This is a genomic window from Enterobacter cloacae complex sp. FDA-CDC-AR_0132 (genome assembly GCF_003010695.1).
Classification (GTDB): Bacteria; Pseudomonadota; Gammaproteobacteria; order Enterobacterales; family Enterobacteriaceae; genus Enterobacter; species Enterobacter ludwigii.
In genome coordinates this window covers 4,067,488-4,090,120 of record NZ_CP027618.1, presented here as the reverse complement: position 1 = coordinate 4,090,120, position 22,633 = coordinate 4,067,488, and the positions used below count along the sequence as shown (strand labels likewise).

The window sequence follows — 22,633 nt, the reverse complement described above, 5'->3', positions numbered from 1 at the left end:
AGCGGCAATTTCCCTTTTTGCCTGCGATGAAAAACAGAAGAGCGTATGACCCGAAAGCCATACGCTCTTTTGTATCGCGAACGCGCTAGTCGTGTTTTGTGTCAAACAAATCTGTTGCCCACGGACGTGGGTCAACCTCCATAAACGGCGCGCGTTCGAAGCGGTCCTTCAGCGCCCACGGTACCGTGCAGTCGAAGATGGTCTTACAGGAAATGCCGTTTCCGCGAATCGACGTGCTGTAATCCGGCGACTGCGACGGATCCAGCTGGTGGCCGCGGATCCCTGGAATAGTGGTGATGCTGACATCTCCCTGCATGCGGGTGGTCATCGCCCACAGGATGTCGTCGCTGTCGAAAATATCCACGTCTTCGTCGACAAGAATGATGTTTTTCAGCTCGGAATAGGTCGCGAGTGCGATAAGCGCCGCCTGTCCCTGACGTCCTTCATCGGATGGCTGGCGTTTTTTCACCTGCAGAATGCCGAGGAACTTACCGCCGCCCGCGGTATGCGCATAGACATTTTGCAGGAAGCCCGGAATGGCCTCTTCAACGGCATTGCGGATGCTGGCCTCCGTTGGCAGGCCTGCGAGCGTGGTGTGCTCTTCACCTGGCCCCACCAGCGTTTGCAGGATTGCCTGGTGACGCAGGGTGACGGCTTTCACTTTGATGACGGGCAAAGAAGGGTTTGCCTCGCCGCAGTAGCCCGGAAACTCCGGCATCGCATGGCCACTGTTGGTATGCTGGTCTTCTCTAACGCGCACGCCTGGCAGCAGTTCGCCTTCGATAATGATTTCAGCCCGCGCGATCGCTTTCTCTTTTACCGCCACGCCCTGCACCAGTTCGACCGGTTTCTGACGCAGCGCCCCGGCAACGCCCAGTTCGTTATAACCAAACGGCGTCGTGGGCGCTTCAAAGCAGGCGCCGATATAAATCGCCGGGTCGAGCCCCATGTTGATCGTCACCGGCAGCGGTTTTCCGGCTGCTTCAGCCTTTTTACGAAAGACCTCAATGTGGCGCCCCGCGGCCAGGAACATGGAAAGCTCATCGCGCTCCTGAACGCAGAGACGGTGAATCGTGACGTCAGTCAGCGAACTGTCTTCCGGATCGCTTGCCAGTACCAGCCCCAGACAGAAGAACGGGCCAGCATCAATCGGCGTGTTGGTCGGGGCCGGAAGCAGTTTACGCAGATCAAAATCAGGATCGTCAGCGTAGAATACCTGCTCCTGGCAAGGGGCCTGCGATGCCGGAACAACAACCGGCGCGATCGGGTTTTTCACGGCCTGACCGACGTGCTGCGCGAGCGTCGAGGGTTCACATCCCAGAAGGAGTGCCGCTCTTTCCCGGCTGGCGTGCATGCCCACCAGGATACGCGAATCCGGATAGCCTTTAACGTTATTGAACATCATGGCCGGGCCCGTTCGGGTAGGGCGTTTCACCGTGCCGCCCGCACCAATGTGTCGATAAACACCCGCCAGCTCCGCGTTGGGATCCACCGGATGATCCGTTTCAATATACTGTCCTTCGTGGCGTTGCAGTAACGCGATGGCACTTCTGAGATCGTTGACTGGGCTTTCCATTTTTTTCCTCCCGTGTTTGCATGCCTCCATTTTTATGGCAATAGCCCATAGCATCAATTGCATCATTACTGCTATTTTGATAATAAATTTATTATCGAAAATTCGGGGAAGCGTTATGCAATTTCGTCAGATGCGTAATTTCATTGTCGTTGCGGAAGAGCTTCACATGCACCGGGCTGCGGAGCGCCTGAACATGGCACAACCCGCGCTGAGTCAGCAGATTAAAACGTTAGAGGAACGGTTAGGCGTTACGCTCTTTAGCCGGGCGAACCGCCGTTTAACCCTGACGCCGGCCGGTGAAGCTTTCCTGGAGAAAGCCAGGCTGGCCATCGCCCTGACGGAACAGGCGGTACTGGACGCCAGACAAACGGCGAGGGGGGAGCAAGGGGTGTTGAATCTCGGGTGCGTATCGAGCGCCATGTTTGACACCAGGCTGCCTGCCGCGCTGCGCCAGATGCACAGTCGGTGGCCTGCCATCACCATGTCGCTAATGACGGGGAATGTGCAGACGCTCTATAGCGCCGTGCAAAGCAACCAGCTGGATGTGGCCATCATCCGGGCGCCGCTGCCGTCTCTGCCTGACGACCTGCAAAGCCGCCCGTTTACGTCCGAGAAAACGGTGCTGGCGCTCTCTTCGCAGCATCCTCTGGCAAAATCGTCCGCGCTTACGCTCGCCTCGGTGAAAGACGAAAAATGGATCTCCCTGCGCGACCCGAAGGGAATGGGCCTCGAACAGTACTTCTATGACGTTTGTTACGGTGCAGGTTTCCAGCCTGAGGTGGTACAAAACGCCACCGACGTACCTACTGTCATCAGCCTGGTCTCTGCGGGGTTTGGCATGGCGCTACTGCCGGTCTCCGCCAGGGCAGTCAGCGTGGAGAATGTCGTGTACGTCGACATCATTGACAGGCTCAGGGAAAGCGAGCTGAAGCTGGTGTGCCACAGGATCATTCGCTCAGAGGTGTTAAAGAAATTCCTGCATACCCTCGATCACATCTGACGTCCCGCGGCCAGCAGCAGTTGCTCGCGCAGCCAGAGGCTTGCCGGATCCTGACTGTTTTTCGGGTGCCAGTACATGCTGATGGTAATCGGCTGCAGCGGCAGCGGCGGGGGAAAGATATCCAGCGTCGAGGCAAAGCGTTGCAGCATACGTTCCGGTAAGGTGCAGAGCAGGTCCGTGCTGGCGACAAGCGGAGGTGCCATGGCGTAGCTCTGCGTGGACATCACCACGTTGCGCTGATACCCCAGTCCGCCCAGGGTTTGATCCACAAAGCCGGTAAACGGGTCACCCTCTGAAGAGACCACCAGATGAGAGAGCGCGCAATAGTGCTCCAGATCCAGTGGCCCGACACCGCGGGGGTGGCCTTTTCGCTGGGCTGTTGCAAACTGGTCATCGAAAAGTTTACGTCTGACCCAGCCGTCGTGCGCGCCGGTGCTCACACCGATATAGACATCCACATCACCCTTTTCCAGCTGCTGTGGCAGGGTTGCCATTTCTGGCAGCGCGAATCGCAAGCGGATCCCCGGGGCATGGGCCCGGAACTGATTAAGCAATTCCGCACCCAGCATCAGAGCCGGATTTTCATGCAGGGCAATCACAAATGTCCGCTGGCTGGTTTGCGCATCAAAGGTGGTGGGGGCAAACATCGCGTTAATGCCCCGCAATACGGTCATGACCTGCGGCCGCAGCGCTTCCGCTCTGGGCGTGGGCAACACCCCACGTCCATGTGGGGAAGGGATAAACAACGGTTCACCAAAGAGCGAACGCAGGCGCGCCAGACGGGCGGACATCGCGGGCTGGCTGATGCCGAGCCGCGCGGCCGCATGGGTGATGTTCTGATCCTGGAGCAATGCATCCAGCGTCAGGATCAGGTCGATATCCATCTCAGCAACGGGCGTCATCGTGTTATCCGTTTTACTTTGCGCTGTGGCTGTCGCGATTGGTGTAGGTGACGGGCACCCAGGCGTAACCGCCGTGCTCGCCTTTCGTGACGTAACCGATACCCGGGAACGGCAGGTGGGGGGCTGCGACAAGGTCTCTGTTTTTCACAAAATCAGCAAAAGCATCCTGGCGGACACGTGCCGCACCGTCCTGATCCTGGTCGTAGGCGATGGTCACGGCGGGCTGCGGGAACTGTACCGCCGCGACGTGGATAATATCGCCGACAAAGGTGATTTTCTCGCCTTTACTTTCCAGCGTATAGAAGGCCGAGCCAGGCGTATGGCCCGGGTGAACCGTGCCGGTTATCCCGGGCAGAAGCTGCGAGGTTCCGGAAAAAGGAACCACCTTGCCGGCATCACGATACGGTTTTAAGGTTTTCAGCGCGACATCGAAGTAGTTCTGGTCGTAGCCGGTTTTTTTCTGATTATCGTTGTTAAAGAAAAAGTCGATGTCAGGTTTGCCGACAAAAACGCGCGCATTGGTAAACACCGCCTTGCCATCTTTGACCAGGCCACCGGCATGGTCGGAATGTGCATGGGTCAGTAAAATCTCGGTGATGTCCTGCGGCGCGATCCCCTGCGTTGCCAGACTCTCAATCAGTCGCCCGCCGTTACCGGGGCCAAAAAGCTGGCCTGAGCCGGTATCCACCAGAATCTTGTGGCCGGGCAGAGCAATCAGAAAAGCATTAATGGACGCCTCTACCGGGTTGGTCTGGAAATTTTGTGTGAGCAACGCATCGGTTTTCTGCGGGGTCGTCCGACGAAGTAATTTGTGCAGGTCTTGCGCCACGGTACCGTCGGTAAACGAGGTCACCATAATATCGCCAACCTGCACGCTGTAGCCCCCGGCAGGCTGTTTAACCACGTGCTGGGGCGTTTCTGCCGAAGCCTGAAGCGCAGGGTAGAACAATAACGAACTGGAAATCAGCGTTGTCAGGGCAAGTTTTTTTACGGTCAGCATAAGGGTCTCCTTCAGAAAGAGCTCATCTTACTTCTCCGTAAAATTATATGAACCCGCCTGATAATGATAGGACCTATAAACGGGATGGATAGGTCGGGTCAAATGTCGGGTGGCAGCAATGTGCCACCCGGCAAGCCAGACGTTATTGCTTCAGCGGGGCTTTCCAGCCTTCAAGCGTGGCTTTTGACCACGAGCCATACGCGGCATTGGGCAGCACAATCCAGTCACTGCCAAAGCGATCGGCACTGGCCTCAACGAGTTCACGCTGCGCTTCGCTCGGCTTTTTGTTTTTAAATTGCGCGGCGAAATCAGGCAGGCTGTCACCGAAGAGCATGATTATCTGCTGTTTCTTCAGGATGCTCTGGCGGCGGGCTTCTTTACTGACCGTATCGAGCAGAACGCTATCCTCTGAAACCTGCGGTAAGCCGAGGGATTTTAACGTATTGAGCGTATCTGCTTTGTTTTCCTGCATCCGGTCAGATACATAATAAATACGGACCTTACTTTGATTCACGCGATCAAGAAACGCCTTCGCGCCAGGAATTAATCCCGGTTTTCCCTGCTTTTCCCAGTCACTCCAGGTGTCCCATTTCGTGTAGTCGTGGCACTGTTCGGCATCACGCGCCAGTAACGGAGTGTTATCCAGCACCGTTTCATCAAGATCCATCACAACGGCATAGTTCTCAGGCGCAGTCAGCCCTTTTATTTTTTCGTTAAAACGCTCGGTGGCGAAACGATAGGTCTGCAGCTGTAGTGCCATAATTTCTGCCGATTTCTGTTGGTAGCGCAGCGCCATCTCATACGCTTTCGGCTCACAGATTTCGTGGTCGGCTGCCGTGGCGGTCGCGCTCATAACAGGTAATGCCAGCAGTAATGCCTTAGCCATTGAATTCACTCTTCTTTCCTTAACGTCATTTTCAAAATCATGTAAGCGTATTGAAATTAAGTGACAGAAAAATGAAGGGAGGCAGGTGAGTCATATTCTGACGCACATTCCCTTGCGCGCCGGGTGGATAATTTTCAGACAAATCGCTTTCGTCCGCCAATATCCGTTAGAGCCAGAGTCAGATCAGCATGTAATACCAGAACAGGGCGATTTCGTCTTTTTCCGGTAATGCGTTGTAGAGGAAACGATCGTATCCGCCTAACGTAAAGCCATAATGACGGTAGAACAGGCAGGCAGAAACATTCACATTCTGGGTTTCGAGCCTTAATCCAGCCGCGTTGACGCTTCGCGCCCACACGTGTGCGGCCGCCATCAATTTTTGCGCCGCGCCAGCTCTGCGTTTCGTGCGCTCAACGGCAATATAGTCAACGGCGATAAATTTATTCCAGCTCATTGACGCGGTGATAAAACCGGCAATTTCTCCCTCATCTGTTTCGGCCACAAGAAATATGGCATCCGGATTAACGCAATGATTTTCAAGGGTCTGCATATCGAGCTCATACGTTTTATGATAAGGCACGGCGACAGCGTCGATATGCAAATCACAATGTATAAAAGGCTCCCGCGCAACGTGACTGACGGTGAATGAAAAGTCACAGCATTCAAGACGTGCGAGGTCGGTATTTAATCCTTTTCGAATCTGCATGGTATTCCTTGTGGCGAATATTTTTATAAATAATAGATGAAGCCATTAAAACCGCTGGCGTAACACTCTTTTGATCCTGAACTAAGCTTGTACTTCATTCCGCGTAAAATGTGGGTCATTCGAGGACAATGAATGGAATTCAGGACATTTCAAAAACACTGGGGTGCTGAGTTTATTTCCAATGACGTTGTACGTTTTCGCGTCTGGGCAGAAGGACAGAAAGAACTTACGCTACGTCTGGCAGAAAACGACTTGCCAATGACGGCGGTCGGCAGCGGCTGGTTCCAGATTGACGTCCCCGGCGTCACGCACGGCACAGAATATCAGTATGTTTTGCAGGACGGCATGGCCGTACCCGATCCGGCGTCGCGCGCCCAGGCTGGGGATGTTAACGGTCCCTCGGTTGTTATCGATGCCAGACGGTATCCGCCCGGCAACCGGGAGTGGGCAGGGCGTCCGTGGGAAGACACGGTGATTTACGAGCTGCACATCGGCACCTTTACCCCGGAGGGCACCTTCCGGGCCGCCATTGAAAAACTGCCTTACCTGGCTGAACTTGGCATTACCCAGATTGAAGTCATGCCCGTCTCACAGTTTGGCGGATCGCGCGGCTGGGGATATGACGGGGTATTGCTGTATGCACCGCACGCTGCCTATGGCACGCCAGAAGACTTCCACGCCTTTATCGATGCTGCGCATGGGCTTGGGCTTTCTGTCGTGCTGGATATTGTGCTTAACCACTTCGGCCCGGAAGGGAATTATCTGCCTGTGCTGTCACCCGCGTTTTTCGACGCGGAACGGATGACGCCCTGGGGCAACGGGATTGCTTACGAGGCTGAGCCGGTCAGGCAATACATTACCGAAGCCCCGTTGTTCTGGCTGACGGAATACCATCTTGATGGGTTACGGTTTGATGCCATCGACCAGATTGAAGACGCGTCGGATAAACATATCCTGCAGGAGATTGCCGAACGCATTCGCGAGGCTATTCCCGGGCGGCAGATCCATCTCACCACCGAAGACAGCCGTAACGTTATCTTCCTGCATCCGCGTGACGCACACGGTGCGACACCGCTTTTTACCGCGGAGTGGAACGATGACTTTCACAATGCCGCGCATGTCTTTGCCACCGGCGAAACGCATGCGTACTACCAGGATTTTGCCTTTGAACCGGAGAAAAAACTCGCCCGTGCGCTGACGGAAGGTTTTGTCTATCAGGGCGAGGTTTCTCTCCAGACCGGCAAGTCACGCGGCGTGGAATGTCACACGCAGCCGCCACAGTTTTTTGTCGATTTTATTCAAAACCACGATCAAACCGGCAACCGCGCTCAGGGAGAGAGACTGATCGCCCTCGCGGGGGCCGATAAAACACGGGTGTTGCTTGCTGCACTGTTGCTTTCGCCCCATATTCCGCTGCTGTTTATGGGGGAAGAGTTTGGTGAAACCAATCCGTTTTTGTTCTTTACCGATTTTCACGGTGAGCTTGCCAAAGCAGTGCGAGAAGGGCGCGCAAAAGAGTTTACCGGCCATGCCGGGCACGATGCGTCCGTCCCCGATCCGAATGACGTGAAGACCTTTGTTCGCTCCAAAATTGACTGGAATAAGGTCGCCACCGATGACGGTAAAACGTGGCTTCGCTTCACGCGAACGCTGCTGACGTTGCGCCATCGTCATATCGTTCCGTTACTGCGAAAGGGCGTCACGGTGGAGAGCAAAGTCATCAGAACGGCACCCGGCATGATTGCAGTGAGCTGGCGATTCCCGACCGGAACGTTGTCTCTGGCGTTCAATACCGGCAATAAGGCTGTTGATGTGCCTGCACTGGCAGGAGAAACGCTCTTTAGCTGGCCGGAGGTGAACGAGGTGTTACCGCCGAACAGTATTGTTGTTCGCTTTGCTGATGGAGAAGCATCGTTATGATCCCTTCCGCGACCTACCGTATTCAGTTCCGTAACGGCATGACGTTTGACCGTGTCGTGGAACTGGTGCCGTATATGAAAGATCTCGGCATCAGCCATCTTTACGCCTCACCTGTGTTCACCGCCACGACCGGCTCTACGCACGGCTATGACGTGACCGACCCGAATGAAATTGACCCCGCCATTGGCGGACGAGAAGGATTCGACCGTATGGCGGCCGCGCTCAGGCAGGCGGGAATGGGCTTGATACTGGATATTGTGCCTAACCACATGTCGACCTCGCTGGAGAATCACTGGTGGCGAGACGTGATTGAGCACGGCAAACAGAGCCGCTACGCACGCTATTTCGATATTGACTGGTCACGGCCGCTTACGCTGCCGTTTCTGGGCGACACCTTTGAGGCGGAGCTTGAGAAGGGTGCCATCACTGTAAAATGTGACCCTGTCACGGACAAAGCCGCGCTGGTCTACTACGACACCGCCTATCCTCTTAACCCGGGGACCTTTGTGGAGGGTAAAAGCATTGCGGCGCTGCACGAGGCCCAGAGCTGGAGGCTAATGTCCTGGCGTGAAGCCCCGAAACAGCTCTCGTGGCGGCGTTTCTTCGAAATCACCGGCCTGGTGGGCGTGCGGGTTGAAGACGCGTCGGTATTTAATGATACACACCGATTGATCCTTGAACTGGTTCATTCTGGCGTCGTTGACGGTCTGCGAATTGACCATATCGACGGTCTGGCCGATCCGCTGGGCTATCTGCAGCGTCTGCGCCAGGCAACCGGACCGGCGTGTTACATCACGGTTGAAAAAATTCTCGCCAAAGGGGAACAGCTGCCCGTCGAATGGCCAGTCTCTGGCACCACGGGGTACGAGTTTATTGCCTCGCTGGCGGAAGTTCTGGTGGACGACAGCCGCCTTGACCGCCTGGAGAAAATCCATGACGACACGCTCGGGGAAACCGTTGATCGGTTTGCAGCGTTACGGGATGCCAAAGGGCTGATGACCGATCGCAATTTTGAGGGCGAATTCACTACCCTGTTAACTATCGCCACCGATCTTGCCCGACGCAATGCGGTTGAACTGCAACCCGACGAGATCCACCATGCGTTGCGCGAACTGCTGATCGCGTTTCCGGTGTATCGGACCTACGGCACCCGTGAAGGATTAACCGCCTCTGACGTGGCGCTGCTCAATCGCGTTGTCGCAAGCGTTAACACCTCTGAAGCGGCCCTGAGCCTGATCGTGTGCATTCTCACGGGCGATCTTCCAGAAAATTGCCACGACGACGCGGCACGTTTCAGAACCCGCTTCCAGCAGCTCACCGGGCCACTGATGGCGAAATCCGTGGAAGATACGCTGTTCTTTCGCCATAACCTGGAGCTGGCGCTTAACGAAGTGGGGGCAGACCCGACGCCGCGTGCCTTTTCGCTATCGCGTTTTCATCAGGAAATGCGCATCCGTCTTGCCCGCCAGCCTGACGCCTTACTCGGGACATCCACCCATGACACGAAGCGTGGTGAAGATGCCCGGGCACGCCTCTATACCCTGACGGAAGCGCCGGAACAGTGGGGCGAAAATCTGGCCCGCTGGCGGCAGATGAATCAAACCCACGTGCGTTTTCTGAGCGACGGTACCGCACCGAATGCTGCCGATACCTGGATGATTTATCAGGCTCTGGCCGGCGTCTGGCCCGCCACGCTGTCACCTGACGATGTCGACGGGCTGAAATCACTCGAAGAGCGCTTCCTCGGCTTCCTGGAGAAAGCGCTGCGCGAAGCCAAACAACGCACAGACTGGATAGACAGCAACGAAAGCTATGAGAGCGTGGTGTTGAGCTATGCCCGGCATCTGCTTTCACCGGACAACACGCTGTTCCTGAAGGATTTCAGTGAGGCGATGCAGCCCTTTATCCGTGCCGGGCTGATGAACAGCCTCAGCCAGACGGTGATCAAACTCACCGCACCTGGGGTACCGGACATCTATCAGGGCTGCGAAGCGCTTAACTTTAGCCTTGTCGACCCGGATAACCGACGGGAACCGGATTTCCCCGCGCTGGTGCACCACCTCAGCACGGCGGATGCCGGGGTATTTGCCCGCCCGGAATGCTGGCGAGACGGAAGCGTTAAGCAATATGTCACCGCCACGCTGTTACGGCTTCGTCCACATTATGCCGCGCTATTCCATTACGGTGACTGGCTGCCGCTGAAGGTGAGCGGCGAGCGGGCGGAGAACCTGATTGTTTATGCACGCGTGAAAGACGAGGAGGCGCTGATTGTTGCCGTGCCGCGGCTGGTCTTCGACGTGACAACCCATGAAGCACTGTGGGCCAATACCACTATTGCTATACCCGATGCGCTGGCAGGAAAACGCTACCGGGATCTGTTCACCGGTGAAAGCCGGGTTCTGCAAGAGACGCTGGATGTAACGTCTGAAACGGGTTGCTTAATGGTTCTGCTTACCTGCGAATGATCGTGGAGAACAAAAAATGCCAAAGGATAATACGTTTGAAATTCGGGCCGGTCATGGCCAGCAGCAAGGCGCAAATTATGACGGGAAGGGGGTCAACTTTGCGCTGTTTTCAGCACATGCGGAGCGGGTTGAGCTCTGTCTGTTTGACCCTTCAGGAAAAACCGAAATCGCCCGGCTGGAGCTGCCGGAATATACCCATGAAGTGTGGCACGGCTATGTGCCGGATCTGAAGCCTGGCGCGCTGTACGGCTATCGTGTTTACGGCCCCTATGACCCGGAAAACGGGCATCGCTTCAACCCGAATAAACTGCTTATCGATCCGTATGCCCGTGAACTGGTGGGCGATATCGACTGGAACGACGCCCATTTCGGCTATGAGCTGGGTCATGACGATCTCGACCTCAGTTTTGATACCCGCGACAGCGCGCCGTTCACGCCAAAATGCAAGGTCATCGACCCCAATGCTTTTGACTGGCAGGATGATAACCGGCCAACCATTCCGTGGCCGAATACCGTTGTGTATGAGAGCCACGTGAAGGGCTTTACCCAGCTTAACCCGGCGATTCCGCCTGAACTGCGCGGTACGTTTGAAGGGATGGGGCACAAAGCCTCGGTCGATTACATCAAAAGCCTTGGCATCACCTCGGTTGAACTGCTTCCGGTTCACTGGTTCCCGGACGATCAACACCTGCTCGACAGGGGGCTGAAAAACTTCTGGGGCTACAACACGCTCGGCTTCTTTGCATCGGCGTCACGCTATTACGGTCCGGCGGGGATCCAGGGTTTTCGCGATATGGTGCGCGCCTATCATGACGCAGGCATCGAGGTGATCCTTGATGTTGTCTATAACCACACGGCAGAAGGCAATGAGCTCGGCCCAACGCTGTCGTTTAAGGGCATCGATAACTTCAGCTATTACCGCACCTTACCCGATCAACACCGGTATTACATTAACGACACCGGCACGGGGAATACGGTGAATACCTCCCACCCGAGAGTGCTGCAGATGGTGATGGATTCACTGCGCTACTGGGCCGAATCGATGCATATTGACGGTTTCCGTTTCGACCTCGGGACAATTCTGGGCCGTGAGCCTGAAGGCTTTGATCCGCGCGGTGGCTTTTTCGATGCCGTCACGCAGGATCCGGTGTTATCCCGTCTGAAGCTGATTGGTGAGCCCTGGGATATCGGCCCTGGCGGTTATCAGGTCGGCGGTTTCCCGCCAGGCTGGGGGGAGTGGAACGACAAATACCGCGATACCGTACGTGAGTACTGGAAGGGCGATAACGTGTCTAACGACTTCGCGGCGCGCCTGCTCGGTTCCGGTGACTTGTACGACCTGCGCGGACGCCGTCCGTGGGCCAGCATCAACTTTATTACCGCCCACGACGGCTTTACGTTGAACGACCTGGTGTCTTACAACGAAAAGCATAATGCCGACAATGGTGAAGACAATAACGACGGGCACAACGATAACCGGTCGTATAACTACGGAGAGGAAGGGCCGACAGAGAATCCGGATATTATCGCTACCCGGGAGCGGCAGAAGCGTAATTTCCTTACCACGCTGTTGTTCTCTCACGGCACGCCAATGCTGCTGGCCGGGGACGAGTTTGGCCGTACGCAAAAGGGCAACAATAACGGGTATTGCCAGGACAGCGAGATCTCCTGGATCGACTGGAAGGGGTTATCGGAAAACGACACTGCCCTGCGCGACTTTACCCGCCATCTGATTGCCCTTCGCGCGAAACAGCCGTTGCTGCGGCGTGAAAGCTGGCGCGACGGGCTTGAGATCCGCTGGTTTAACGCCGGCGGCGGCCCGCAGCAGGATGAGCAGTGGGATGAAGGTTCAACCCTCGGCGTATCCATCAGCAGACCGGACCTCAGACAGGAGCCGGGCCTCTGGCACGATGTGCTGATGCTGTTTAACCCGTTTGAAGGTACCGTGCCGTTCCAGATCCCCCAGTTTGGCGAAGGAGGCTGGGTACTGGAACTCTCCACGGCGGATGACGTTGTCCCCGGGACGGTCATCACCAAAGCCGTGGAATACCATCTGGCCGGACGAAGTATTTCGCTTTTCAGACGCCCTTAACTACAGTGATGCCGCCGCCCGCGCGGCGGTGTCATACAGGGAAGATATGGTCCGGAGCAGCTGCGCGGTATCACCAATAGACGCTCCGGAAATCCCGCTCTCCGCATGGATATTGATCAGACACGCTTCCCGCACGTCGCGGTATTTCATGCATAGCGCTTTCCCTTCCTCCGTCGTTGAGAAATAGAGCTCTTTTCCGGCTTTTTCACTCGTCACGTAGCCCGCCTTGACCAGCTTCTTCAGTGCATACGTCACCACATGGGTATCTTCCACGTTCAGGACAAAACAGATGTCGGCCAGCTTTTTCTTGCGATCGCGGTGGTTCACGTGATGCAGAAGCGAGACATCAAAAGCGCCCATATCTGGCTCACCGGCGGCTGTCATGCAGCGCACCATCCATTTGTTAAACGCGTTGCTGGTCATGATCAACGCGTACTCCAGCTCTGATAATTCCGCGCAACGTTCCGATACCAGATGGCGAGAGGACACGATACGGCCATCGGTTATATCGTCGTGATTTGATGATCCAGCACTCTTCTTTGCAGTCATAACGTTCCTTACGGGGGGTGACGTTGGCCCGGAAATGTAAACTCATCGATAAAATAAGAACATTTTATTGATAAATTGTTTACATGTTTTTGTGGTTCAGATATAGCTTTTTAGTGCAGGTTCTGCGGAGCCTGACGCAAAACACAACATCGCGCGCCGCACTGCATCCCGCTTCGCCATGATGCGAAGTATTAAAAAAATAGCCGCCGGCGCGCAACGCTCACTTTGCATAGGGTAAACGTTTATGGACGGTTCGACACTGTTGCCGCTCATCGGTATACCGGTGGTGGTTATTGGTTTTGCTCTGCGTTTCAACCCGCTACTGGTGGTTGTGGTGGCGGGGCTGGCTACCGGACTGCTGGTTGGCATGGATTTTGGGATGTTGCTGGAGACCTTTGGCGAGAAGTTCGTCAACAGTCGTTCCCTGGCAACCTTTATTCTGATCCTGCCGGTTATTGGCCTGCTGGAATATTACGGGTTGAAAGAGCGGGCGCAGGCGTGGGTGGCAAAGATTGCCAGCGCCACCTCGGCACGTATTCTGATGCTCTATTTTGTGGCGCGTGAAGGGACGGCCGCGCTGGGATTGATGTCGCTGGGTGGGCATGCTCAGACCGTTCGTCCGCTGTTAGCACCAATGGCCGAAGGCGCAGCGCTCAATGAGTATGGCGAACTGCCGCAACATATCCGGGACAAGATCAAAGCGCATGCCGCGGCGTGCGATAACATCGCAGTTTTCTTTGGCGAAGATATTTTTATCGCGTTTGGCGCGGTGCTGCTGATCGACGCTTTCCTGAAAGAGAATGGGATACAGGGCATTGAACCATTGCATATCGGTCTGTGGGCCATTCCGACCGCCATCGCGGCATTGATTATTCATATGACGCGCCTGTTGCGTCTGGATGCCAGCATCCGTCGTGACGTTATGTCCTGGCGCGCTGAGCAGGGTACACAGGAGATCGCGCCATGATGACCCTGATCACCATTAACCGCGTGTATTACCTGATCGGCTTTGTCGTGATGCTGCTGGTCGTGATGACCCTGCGCGATCGCGCGAATCCTAAACGTTTTACCACTGCGCTGTTCTGGTTCCTGTTCGGCGGGATCTTCCTGTTTGGCGACCTGATGGTGCAGGAGCTGGGCAAATCCCTTGCTTATCGAATTATCGGCGGCTGCGTCATTGTGATTGCTCTGCTGGCGGGCTTTGGTCTGGTCGGGAAGGGGCATTATAAAATGGCTACCGATGCCGAGCGCGAAGCCTCGTCAACGCGGCTGAAAAACTGGCTGTTCCTGCCTGCGCTGATGATCCCGGTGGTTACGGTGATCGGGACATTATTCCTGAAAGGGGTGTCGATAGGGGGCGTATTCCTTCTTGACCAGAAACAGCTCACGCTGGCGGCACTGTGCGTCGCCTGTGTGGCGGCGATCCTGACCGGCTGGTGGCTGACAAAAGGCACGCCATTGCAGGCTATTCGCCAGTCCCGGCGGCTGGTCGACACCATTGGCTGGGCGGTGATATTGCCACAGATGCTGGCCATGCTGGGTGGGGTGTTTGTGGTGGCGAACACCGGCGAGTCAGTCCAGAAGGTCGTTAGCCTGTTTGTGAACCCCGACAGCCGGTTCATGCTGGTGGTGATTTACTGCGTGGGCATGGCGCTTTTCACCATGATCATGGGCAACGCCTTCGCGGCATTCCCGGTGCTCAGCGCCGGTATCGCCTTGCCGTTCCTGATTAACGTTCACCATGGTAACCCGGCACCGCTGCTGGCGATTGGCATGTACGCGGGCTATTGCGGCACGTTGATGACGCCGATGGCGGCCAACTTTAATATCGTCCCGGCCGCGCTGCTGGAGCTTAAAGATAAGTACCAGGTGATCAAGATCCAGATCCCAACGGCGTTAACCCTGCTGGTGGTCAACGTGTTCTTAATGTATTTCCTCGTTTTTCGCTAAGCGCGGCAACGATCTAAGGAGCTGATATGGAATTAACGCAACACCAGGCCGACGCGTTTGCCCGCATGCCTTTGACCTATTTACGCCAGGAATATCCGAACCACATTATGCACCTGCTTAATGATGATGGTGATGTCCTGCCACCCCGCGAACTGCACCCCATTTTTTATGGCTGCTTCGACTGGCACTCGGCGGTGCACGGCTACTGGCTGCTGCTGCGCTGCGTGCGGCTTTACCCTGAACTGTCGTGCCGGGATGAAATTGTCGCCCTGTTTGATGAACACATCACGCAGGAGAAGGTGGCGAAAGAGCTGGTCTATTTCAATGCACCGTTTCGCGCCTCGTTCGAGCGCCCTTATGGCTACGGCTGGCTTCTGGCGCTGGCACAGGAGCTGAAGCAATCCGCGTTACCTCAGGCCGCCAGCTGGTATCAGACACTGCAGCCGTTAACGCAGGACATTCGCGACAGGCTGGTGGATTACCTCAGCAAACTCACCTATCCGATCCGTGTCGGTACGCATTACAACACCGCTTTTGCCCTGGCGCTGGGGATTGATTACGCCCGTGAAGTGCAGGATAACGCCCTTGAACAGGCTATTCTGACGGCGGCGACGCGCTTTTATCTGGCTGACACGCATTACCCGGCTCACTATGAACCGGGTGGTGATGAGTATATTTCCGGCGCGCTGACGGAAGCGCTGTTGATGAGTAAGGTGGCGGAGCATTTCCCGACGTGGTTTGACGCCTTTCTTCCTGATGTGGGGTCTGTTTCGGCCCTGATGCACCCGGCAGAAGTGAGCGATCGTACCGACCCGAAAATTGCCCATCTGGATGGGTTAAACCTCAGCCGCGCCTGGTGCATGAAGCATATTGCCCGCGCATTGCCGGATAACCATCCGGGACAACAGGCGCTGCGCGAGGCAGTCAACCGACATCTGGCGGCAAGCGTCGAGCATGTGGTGGGAAGCCACTACAGCGGTGGACACTGGCTGGCGAGTTTTGCGCTACTGGCGCTGGAGTAAATCACAGGTGCAGCGCGTAGTGCGCTGCACCGTGTTTATGCTGTAGCCTGACGCGTGGCGCGCAGCCGGCTCACGCTAAACACGACGGAAACCGCCGAAGCAATGACCGCAATCCACAGTGAATAATGAACGGCCCGATCGTCAAAGGCCGGCTGATTCTGCGTTGTGGCCAGCAGAACGCCGACCACGGCAGCCCCCAGGCATTGTCCAAACGTCCGCACGATAGCCAGTACGCCGGATGCGTAGCTGGCATACTCCCGCACCACGTTAGAGAGCATTTCCCGGTTATTGGGACTCTGGAAACAGCCAAAACCAATCCCGCACACCAGGCTTCGCAGGCAGATATTCCATGCGGAAGGGCTGGCGGGCAGTGTCGCGAGCAGGATCAACCCCACCACAAACACGATAAGCCCGAGGGTAGATATCAGCGGGGCTGAAATTGTGTCTGCCCAGCGGCCCGCATGCGGCGCAATCAGTACGATACCTATCGGCCAGGGTGTGAACAGCAGCGCGGAGACCACCGGACTGTAGCCATATACGCTCTGAAACAGGAACGGCAGGGCGATAAAGGTGATGCCCTGGCTCACAAACGAGGCCAGCGACGTGAGCGCGGCGAGCGTAAAGCGTCCGTTGTGAAAAATAACGGGAGGCAGTATGGGGCTTCGGGCGCGGCGAATATGCCAGACAAAGGTGATGGCGCTAATCGTGGCGAGCAGCGCCCAGCTGATAGCCTCGTGGCTGATGTGGTGCGAAGCACGCTGGAAACTGTTGGCCGTCATGATCATCGCCCCCAACAGGACCGCGGAGAGCAGTGCCCCCGGGGCATCGAACGGAGAGGGATCTGAAGCCGGTTGTCGTGGTAAGGCCTTCCAGGCCAACAGCAGGGCAATCGTCCCGGGAACAAGGTTAATGGCGAATAACCACTGCCAGCGCAGTACGTCCAGGATCGTCCCGCCCAGTACGGGTGCAATGGCCGTGCTGGAGGCGATCAGCAGGGCGTGCAGTCCCAGAATGCGGCCAAGCAGTCGACCGGGGAAGACGGCGCGCAGTATCGCCGGGGCAATACTCAATGTGGCCGCCCCGCCAATCCCCTGCAAAATCCGCATCCCGATCAGCATGTCCGGGGTGCGGGCCAGCGCGCAGCCGAGCGAGGTGAGTGTAAAGACGGCAAGTCCGGTCAGAAACACCGGGCGGTAGCCAACGCGGGCCGCCAGGGCAACGAAGATGGCCAGAGTCATGGCCGCGGACAACAGATATCCATTGGCGAACCAGACGGCCACATTCGCGGGCACCTGCATCGCGCTTGCCATCGAAGGCAAGGCGATGTTGATCATGGTGCCATCAAAAACGCCCATCAGCGTGGTGGTCATTACCGCGGCCATCACCCGGGCGCGTTCATGGCCGGGCAATCCTTCGTCGCCGGGCTGGTTTGAAAATAGCGTCATCGTCGTAACTCCGGAAAGAATGTTGATGACGAAACTATAATCATGGGATATACAAGGCGGAAGACGCAGCAGTTGCACTGTTCAGTTGCATATAACGCCTTATCTGAGGATGCATCATGTCCGATCCGGATTTTAATTTGCTTGTCGCCCTCGACGTCCTGCTGGCCGAAGCCAGCGTGGCGGGCGCGGCGCGGCGTTTAAACCTGAGTACGTCAGCCATGAGCCGTACCCTGAGCCGGCTGCGAGAGGTGACCGGCGACCCGATCCTGGTGCGGGCAGGGCGTAATATGGTGCTGACGCCCTGGGCCGAGGCCACCCGGGAGCGAGCCAGAGGCGCCGTATATGAGGCAAGAGCCGTACTGCAGCCCTCTACTGAAACGCTGAAGGTGGAAAACCTCGAGCGGCTGTTCACCATCAGAGCCAATGATGGTTTTGTGGTTGCATTTGGCCCATTGCTGATTGCCGCCGTGGCCGAAGCTGCGCCCGATGTGTGTATTCGGTTCTCGCCGAAGCCTGAGAAAACGTCACGCTATCTGCGGGAAGGGCTGGTTGACCTGGAAATTGGCGTGCAGAGCAACATGGGACCTGAAATACGCCTGCAGCGATTATTTCAGGATCGGTTCATTGCCGCGGTGCGTAAGGGACATCCGCTGGCGGCACACCCCACGGTCAGCCTTCACGATTATGTTTCCTGGGGCCACGTGGTTGCCGCGCCCGACGGGTCGCTACACGGCTTTGTCGACGATGCGCTGGCTGAAGTGGGGATGAAGCGCAAAATTGCCAGCGTCGTGCCCGGTTTCCCGACGGCGCTATCCGTGGCGCTGGCGTCCGATCTGATCGCCATGGTTCCGGCATTGTATCTGCTGAACCAGCCGATGGCGCAGAGTGTGCATGTCTTTGAACTGCCGTTTAAAACCCGAACCATTACGGTATCGCAGATGTGGCACCCGCGAATGGAAAGGGATCCGGGGCACCGCTGGCTGAGAGAGAAAGTGCTGGACGTGTGTCGGGCTGTGCAGCAACCACTCAGTACTGGGTAACCCGCTTAGGCACGGACAAGATAAAGCGCGTCGACTGAGCATCCGATTCGACGCGGACTTTGCCATGATGCGCGGTGACAATTGACTTCACAATGGCAAGACCAATCCCGCTGCCTTCGCCTTTTCGCTGCCTGGAAGGATCCACCCGGTAAAAACGGTCAAACAGCCTGGGTAGATGTTCTTGCGGGACAGGTTTCCCGGGGTTGGCAATCATCAGCTCAAAATCGTTTTCCCGTTCGGCGATTGAGACGGTTACCGTCTTGCCTTCCGGCGTATAGCGCAGGGCATTGGATAACAGGTTGTTGATTGCGCGTCTGAACATCTGCGGATCGCCTTCGATCAGGCAGGGCATCCCGTGAAACGTCAGCGTGATATGACGTTCTTCCGCCCAGGCCTCGAAGAAATCAAAGACTTTAATGACCTCCGCGCTTAAATCAAACATCACCCTGTCCGGGATCAGCTGATTATTATCCGCCTGCGCCAGGAACAGCATATCGCTGACCATCCGGGTCATCCGGTTATACTCTTCAAGGCTGGAGTAGAGGATATCTTCCAGCTCTTTCGGCGTCCGGTTCTGGCTGAGTGCGATTTCAGTCTGGGTCACCAGATTGGTGATGGGGGTTCTGATTTCGTGGGCGATATCGGCAGAAAAATTCGCCTGGCGGGTGAACACATCTTCAATCTTTTCAATCATATGGTTGAACGAAATCACCAGTTGCTCCAGTTCAACCGGAACGCGCGACGGTTCCAGCCTCGCATCGAGATTTTCAGAGGTGATATTTTTAATGGCATTGCTGACGTTACGCAGCGGCAGGTGTCCCTGACGGACCGCGATTCGAATGATAAGAATAATCAGCAGGCTGATCACCACGGCAATCGCAATCAGGTTCTTTTTCAGCGCATCGAGATAATGGAGATGGAAATTAATAGAAAGCCCGATCAGCATAACGTAATTCTGCGCTTTTCCCTGCAGCGTTGCCGTGCCTGACGAGGCGATAATCCGGTACGTGTCACTTTTCATCTCAGCGCCGGAATGACTTTGCCGGGTGGAGTCATCCACTGTCCAGAGAAACACATCCCGTGCCCGGCTGTGCGTGCTGAACGCCGCCGTGTTCACGGCAGGGCGTAACGCTGCCCCCTGCGCCATACTGAACAACACCTCCCCACGCGCGTCGAGAAGCAGAACCGCAACGTTACGATAGCTGGCAATTGACTCTTTGATTTTACTGATTTTCTTCTCGTCCGGATCTGCCGGGGACTGCAGGATACGGTGCATCGCGGTACTGATTTGCTGCAGATCGTTGATATCCTGCTCGGCAAAATGCTTTTCGACGGAGTGCAGCATAAACCAGGTGAAGGCGAAAAATGCCAGTATCGTGGAGAGGCTGATAAAAAACGTTAGCCTCAGGGCTAATGAAAAAGGGCGTCTGGGTAATTTAACGCGCATCCGGTGCCTCCAGCATATACCCCACGCCGCGGACCGTCTGGATCAGCTTCGGCTCATAGTCATTGTCTATTTTCGCGCGAAGCCGTTTGACGGCGACATCAATCGCGTTGGTGTCGCTGTCAAAATTCATGTCCCAGACCTGGGATGCAATCAGGGAGCGGGGCAGCACTTCCCCCTGGTGTCGCATAAAAAACTCCAGCAGGCTGAACTCTTTACTGGTCAGCAGGATGCGGTTCCCCGCGCGGCTCACCTTTCTGGACACAAGATCAATCATCAGATCAGCCACCTGAAACTGGCTTTCCGTGATCACCGTATTGCCCCGTCGCAGAAGCGTCCTGACGCGGGCGAGAAGCTCCGCAAAGGCAAAGGGTTTGATCAGGTAATCATCCGCGCCCAGTTCAAGACCCTTCACCCGGTGTTCAATAGTGCCAAGGGCTGAGAGTAACAGAACCGGCATTCCCTTCCCGGCGGAACGTAGCATGCGGATGATATCCCAGCCGTTAACGTCGGGAAGCATGATATCCAGAATCAGGAGGTCATACTCGGCGGTCATGGCGAGATGATATCCGGTCAGGCCATTGTCAGCGTGGTCCACCACAAACCCCGCCTCAGTCAGCCCCTTGCTGAGGTACTCCCCGGTTTTTATCTCGTCTTCAACGATCAGTATTTTCATCTTGTTCCCCTGACTGGCTGCTCTGGACATTCTAGAGAGCCTTAAGCCGTTATCAATGACTTACGTTAAGAATGACAACATTGTCATTATCCTGTCACCAGGCAAACAGGAAGCACGCTGTAGAGTAACCCTGGTAATACTCTGGACTTCATTTGAAACATTTACCAGGTCTGCCTGGACGAGAAGCGTGATGTGCACATTAAAACGACTTAGCATTAGCACAATATTTTTCCTGGCAGGCTGCGTCTCGCTGGCACCAGAATATGCGCGCCCGCCAGCACCGGTTCCGCAGCAGTTCTCGTTATCCCGAAATAGCCTCACGCCGGTGGTGGCGGGGTATCACGACAGCGGATGGCGTAGCTTTTTTACCGATCCTCAGGTCGCAGCACTGATCGCCGAAGCCCTGAATAATAACCGTGATTTAAAAATGGCCGCCCTTAAGGTTGAAGAGGCGCGCGCGCAGTTCAACGTGACGGATGCCGACCGGTATCCGCAGGTGAATGCCTCGTCAGGTGTGACCTACAGCGGTGGGCTGAAAACGGACAAGCCGACCACACAGCAGTACGACGCAGGGTTGAACCTCAGTTACGAACTCGATTTCTTCGGCAAACTCAGGAATATGAGTGATGCTGACAGACAGAACTATTTTGCCAGCGAGGAGGCCCGCCGTGCCGTGCATATCCTGCTCGTCTCCAGCGTGTCGCAGAGCTATTTCAGCCAGCAGCTGGCCTACAAACAACGTCGTATTGCCCGCGATACGCTAAAAAACTATCAACAATCCTGGGCTTTTGTTGAACAACAGCTGGTAACGGGCAGCACCAACGTTCTGGCACTTGAACAGGCCCGGGGGCAGATTGAAAGTACCCGTGCAGAAATAGCGAAAAGAGAAGGCGAGCTGGCTCAGGCCAATAATGCCCTGCAGCAGGTTCTGGGAACCTATCGCGCGCTGCCGGCAGAGAAAGGAGGCGGCGTCGATGAGATTACCCCCGTCAAACTGCCGCCTCGTCTGCCGTCAGAAATATTGCTTCAGCGCCCGGACATTATGGAAGCGGAGTATCAACTGAAAGCGGCTGATGCCAATATTGGCGCGGCGCGCGCCGCCTTTTTCCCGTCCATTACGCTAACCAGCGGGCTTTCAGCAAGCAGTACGGAATTATCCAGCCTCTTCACCGCAGGAAGCGGGATGTGGAATTTTATTCCGAAAATTGACATTCCTGTTTTTAATGCCGGAAGGAATAAAGCCAACCTCAAACTGGCTGAAATTCGCCAGCAGCAGTCAATCGTCAATTACGAACAAAAAATTCAGGCGGCTTTTAAACAGGTCGCCGACGCGCTCGCATTGCGGGACAGCATCAGTCAGCAACTCGACGCCCAGCAGCGTTATCTTGATTCGCTACATATCACCCTGCAGCGAGCCAGAGGTTTATATTCCAGTGGCGCGGTCAGTTACATTGAAGTGCTCGATGCTGAACGTTCTCTTTTTGCAACACAACAAACCATTCTCGACCTTATCTATTCCCGACAGGTGAATGAAATTAACTTATTCACCGCGCTGGGCGGTGGTTGGGTTGAGTAATTCCTTTTAATTACTCCATCAGGAAATCAAAAAATGAACAGTTTATTTAACGCGGTCGTACTGGGTGCACTCTCCGTTATATTTTCTGCAGGCCTGCATGCTGAAACACATCAGCACGGGGAGATGAGCACAGCCGCACAAGCCACGCCAGAGCAGGTTCTCGCGGGAACCGGCGTGGTGAAAGCGGTTGATCTGAGCACTAAAAAAATCACTATCGCGCACGATGCTATTCCAGCGATTGGCTGGCCCGCCATGACCATGCGTTTCACCTTTGTCCAGGCAGACGAAACTATTCTCGCCTTAAAAGCCGGCAGCCACGTTAATTTTACGTTTGTTCAGCAGGGCAATATCTCTTTACTCAAGAGCATTAAATAGCGAGAAAAA

General features: G+C 55.7%; 19 protein-coding genes. 10 read left to right on the top strand and 9 right to left on the bottom strand.

The genetic code is table 11. The annotated features are described in order from the left end of the window. Nucleotides 1-85: 85 nt before the first annotated feature. Nucleotides 86-1,576: a UbiD family decarboxylase gene (locus AM379_RS19795; protein ID WP_106504122.1), complete on the bottom strand. Its 1,491-nt coding sequence runs from the start codon at nucleotides 1,574-1,576 to the stop codon at nucleotides 86-88. A gap of 115 nt (nucleotides 1,577-1,691) precedes the next feature. Here AM379_RS19795 and AM379_RS19790 point away from each other — a divergent pair, with 115 nt between their 5' ends. Continuing rightward, a complete protein-coding gene (locus AM379_RS19790; protein ID WP_032678177.1) occupies nucleotides 1,692-2,576 on the top strand; it encodes a LysR substrate-binding domain-containing protein in 885 nt (294 codons plus the stop codon). Here AM379_RS19790 and AM379_RS19785 read toward each other — a convergent pair. The 4 genes from AM379_RS19785 to AM379_RS19770 form a co-directional block, all read right to left on the bottom strand. Then, a complete protein-coding gene (locus AM379_RS19785) occupies nucleotides 2,567-3,478 on the bottom strand; it encodes a LysR family transcriptional regulator (RefSeq protein WP_047744675.1) in 912 nt (303 codons plus the stop codon). The genes AM379_RS19790 and AM379_RS19785 overlap by 10 nt on opposite strands. Nucleotides 3,479-3,491: 13 nt before the next feature. After that, a complete protein-coding gene (locus AM379_RS19780; RefSeq protein WP_106504121.1) occupies nucleotides 3,492-4,478 on the bottom strand; it encodes an MBL fold metallo-hydrolase in 987 nt (328 codons plus the stop codon). A gap of 142 nt (nucleotides 4,479-4,620) precedes the next feature. Further along, nucleotides 4,621-5,364: a 5'-nucleotidase, lipoprotein e(P4) family gene (locus AM379_RS19775; RefSeq protein ID WP_194372958.1), complete on the bottom strand. Its 744-nt coding sequence runs from the start codon at nucleotides 5,362-5,364 to the stop codon at nucleotides 4,621-4,623. Nucleotides 5,365-5,542: 178 nt separating this feature from the next. Continuing rightward, entirely contained in the window at nucleotides 5,543-6,070 is a 528-nt protein-coding gene (locus AM379_RS19770) for a GNAT family N-acetyltransferase (RefSeq protein ID WP_014170096.1), read from the bottom strand. A 132-nt stretch (nucleotides 6,071-6,202) separates the two neighbouring features. Between AM379_RS19770 and treZ the strand changes: the two genes are divergently transcribed. From treZ to glgX, 3 genes are read left to right on the top strand one after another with little or no spacing between them, the layout of a single operon-like run. Continuing rightward, nucleotides 6,203-7,990 (top strand): malto-oligosyltrehalose trehalohydrolase, encoded by a 1,788-nt coding sequence (treZ, locus tag AM379_RS19765; protein WP_106504119.1) that lies wholly within the window; start codon nucleotides 6,203-6,205, stop codon nucleotides 7,988-7,990. Further along, nucleotides 7,987-10,455 carry a malto-oligosyltrehalose synthase gene (gene treY / locus AM379_RS19760; protein ID WP_047356470.1) on the top strand — a complete coding sequence of 823 codons (2,469 nt, stop codon included), beginning with the start codon at nucleotides 7,987-7,989 and terminating at the stop codon, nucleotides 10,453-10,455. The genes treZ and treY overlap by 4 nt, the downstream gene beginning before the upstream one ends. A 16-nt stretch (nucleotides 10,456-10,471) precedes the next feature. Continuing rightward, on the top strand, nucleotides 10,472-12,547 hold the full coding sequence (glgX, locus tag AM379_RS19755; protein ID WP_047356471.1) for a glycogen debranching protein GlgX: 2,076 nt from the start codon (nucleotides 10,472-10,474) through the stop codon (nucleotides 12,545-12,547). Here glgX and AM379_RS19750 read toward each other — a convergent pair whose 3' ends face one another. After that, on the bottom strand, nucleotides 12,548-13,096 hold the full coding sequence (locus tag AM379_RS19750; protein ID WP_014170092.1) for a winged helix DNA-binding protein: 549 nt from the start codon (nucleotides 13,094-13,096) through the stop codon (nucleotides 12,548-12,550). Between the two features lie 244 nt (nucleotides 13,097-13,340). On the opposite strand from AM379_RS19750, the gene AM379_RS19745 reads away from it, so the two are divergent. From AM379_RS19745 to AM379_RS19735, 3 genes are read left to right on the top strand one after another with little or no spacing between them, the layout of a single operon-like run. Continuing rightward, nucleotides 13,341-14,063 (top strand): DUF969 domain-containing protein, encoded by a 723-nt coding sequence (locus AM379_RS19745; RefSeq protein ID WP_014170091.1) that lies wholly within the window; start codon nucleotides 13,341-13,343, stop codon nucleotides 14,061-14,063. Then, nucleotides 14,060-15,046, top strand: coding sequence for a DUF979 domain-containing protein (locus tag AM379_RS19740; RefSeq protein WP_014170090.1), 987 nt, complete (start codon nucleotides 14,060-14,062; stop codon nucleotides 15,044-15,046). Before AM379_RS19745 ends, AM379_RS19740 begins: the two co-directional genes overlap by 4 nt. 26 nt (nucleotides 15,047-15,072) lie before the next feature. Then, nucleotides 15,073-16,068, top strand: coding sequence for a DUF2891 domain-containing protein (locus AM379_RS19735; protein ID WP_047356472.1), 996 nt, complete (start codon nucleotides 15,073-15,075; stop codon nucleotides 16,066-16,068). Between the two features lie 35 nt (nucleotides 16,069-16,103). Here the strand turns inward: AM379_RS19735 and AM379_RS19730 are convergent, their stop codons facing one another. Next, the gene (locus AM379_RS19730) at nucleotides 16,104-17,513 is read right to left on the bottom strand and encodes an MFS transporter (protein ID WP_106504118.1); all 1,410 of its coding nucleotides are present in this window, start codon (nucleotides 17,511-17,513) and stop codon (nucleotides 16,104-16,106) included. Nucleotides 17,514-17,629: 116 nt separating this feature from the next. Between AM379_RS19730 and AM379_RS19725 the strand changes: the two genes are divergently transcribed. Beyond that, nucleotides 17,630-18,553 (top strand): LysR family transcriptional regulator, encoded by a 924-nt coding sequence (locus AM379_RS19725; RefSeq protein ID WP_032680987.1) that lies wholly within the window; start codon nucleotides 17,630-17,632, stop codon nucleotides 18,551-18,553. Here the strand turns inward: AM379_RS19725 and AM379_RS19720 are convergent. Both AM379_RS19720 and silR read right to left on the bottom strand, forming a co-directional pair. Further along, a complete protein-coding gene (locus AM379_RS19720; protein ID WP_047356474.1) occupies nucleotides 18,540-20,000 on the bottom strand; it encodes a Cu(+)/Ag(+) sensor histidine kinase in 1,461 nt (486 codons plus the stop codon). The genes AM379_RS19725 and AM379_RS19720 overlap by 14 nt on opposite strands. Beyond that, a complete protein-coding gene (gene silR / locus AM379_RS19715; RefSeq protein WP_032670366.1) occupies nucleotides 19,990-20,673 on the bottom strand; it encodes a copper/silver response regulator transcription factor SilR in 684 nt (227 codons plus the stop codon). Before silR ends, AM379_RS19720 begins: the two co-directional genes overlap by 11 nt. Nucleotides 20,674-20,863: 190 nt before the next feature. Here silR and AM379_RS19710 point away from each other — a divergent pair, with 190 nt between their 5' ends. Continuing rightward, nucleotides 20,864-22,249, top strand: a complete 1,386-nt coding sequence (locus tag AM379_RS19710) for an efflux transporter outer membrane subunit (protein WP_049022558.1) — start codon at nucleotides 20,864-20,866, stop codon at nucleotides 22,247-22,249. Nucleotides 22,250-22,282: 33 nt separating this feature from the next. Next, a complete protein-coding gene (gene cusF / locus AM379_RS19705) occupies nucleotides 22,283-22,624 on the top strand; it encodes a cation efflux system protein CusF (protein ID WP_106504117.1) in 342 nt (113 codons plus the stop codon). Nucleotides 22,625-22,633: the final 9 nt, after the last annotated feature.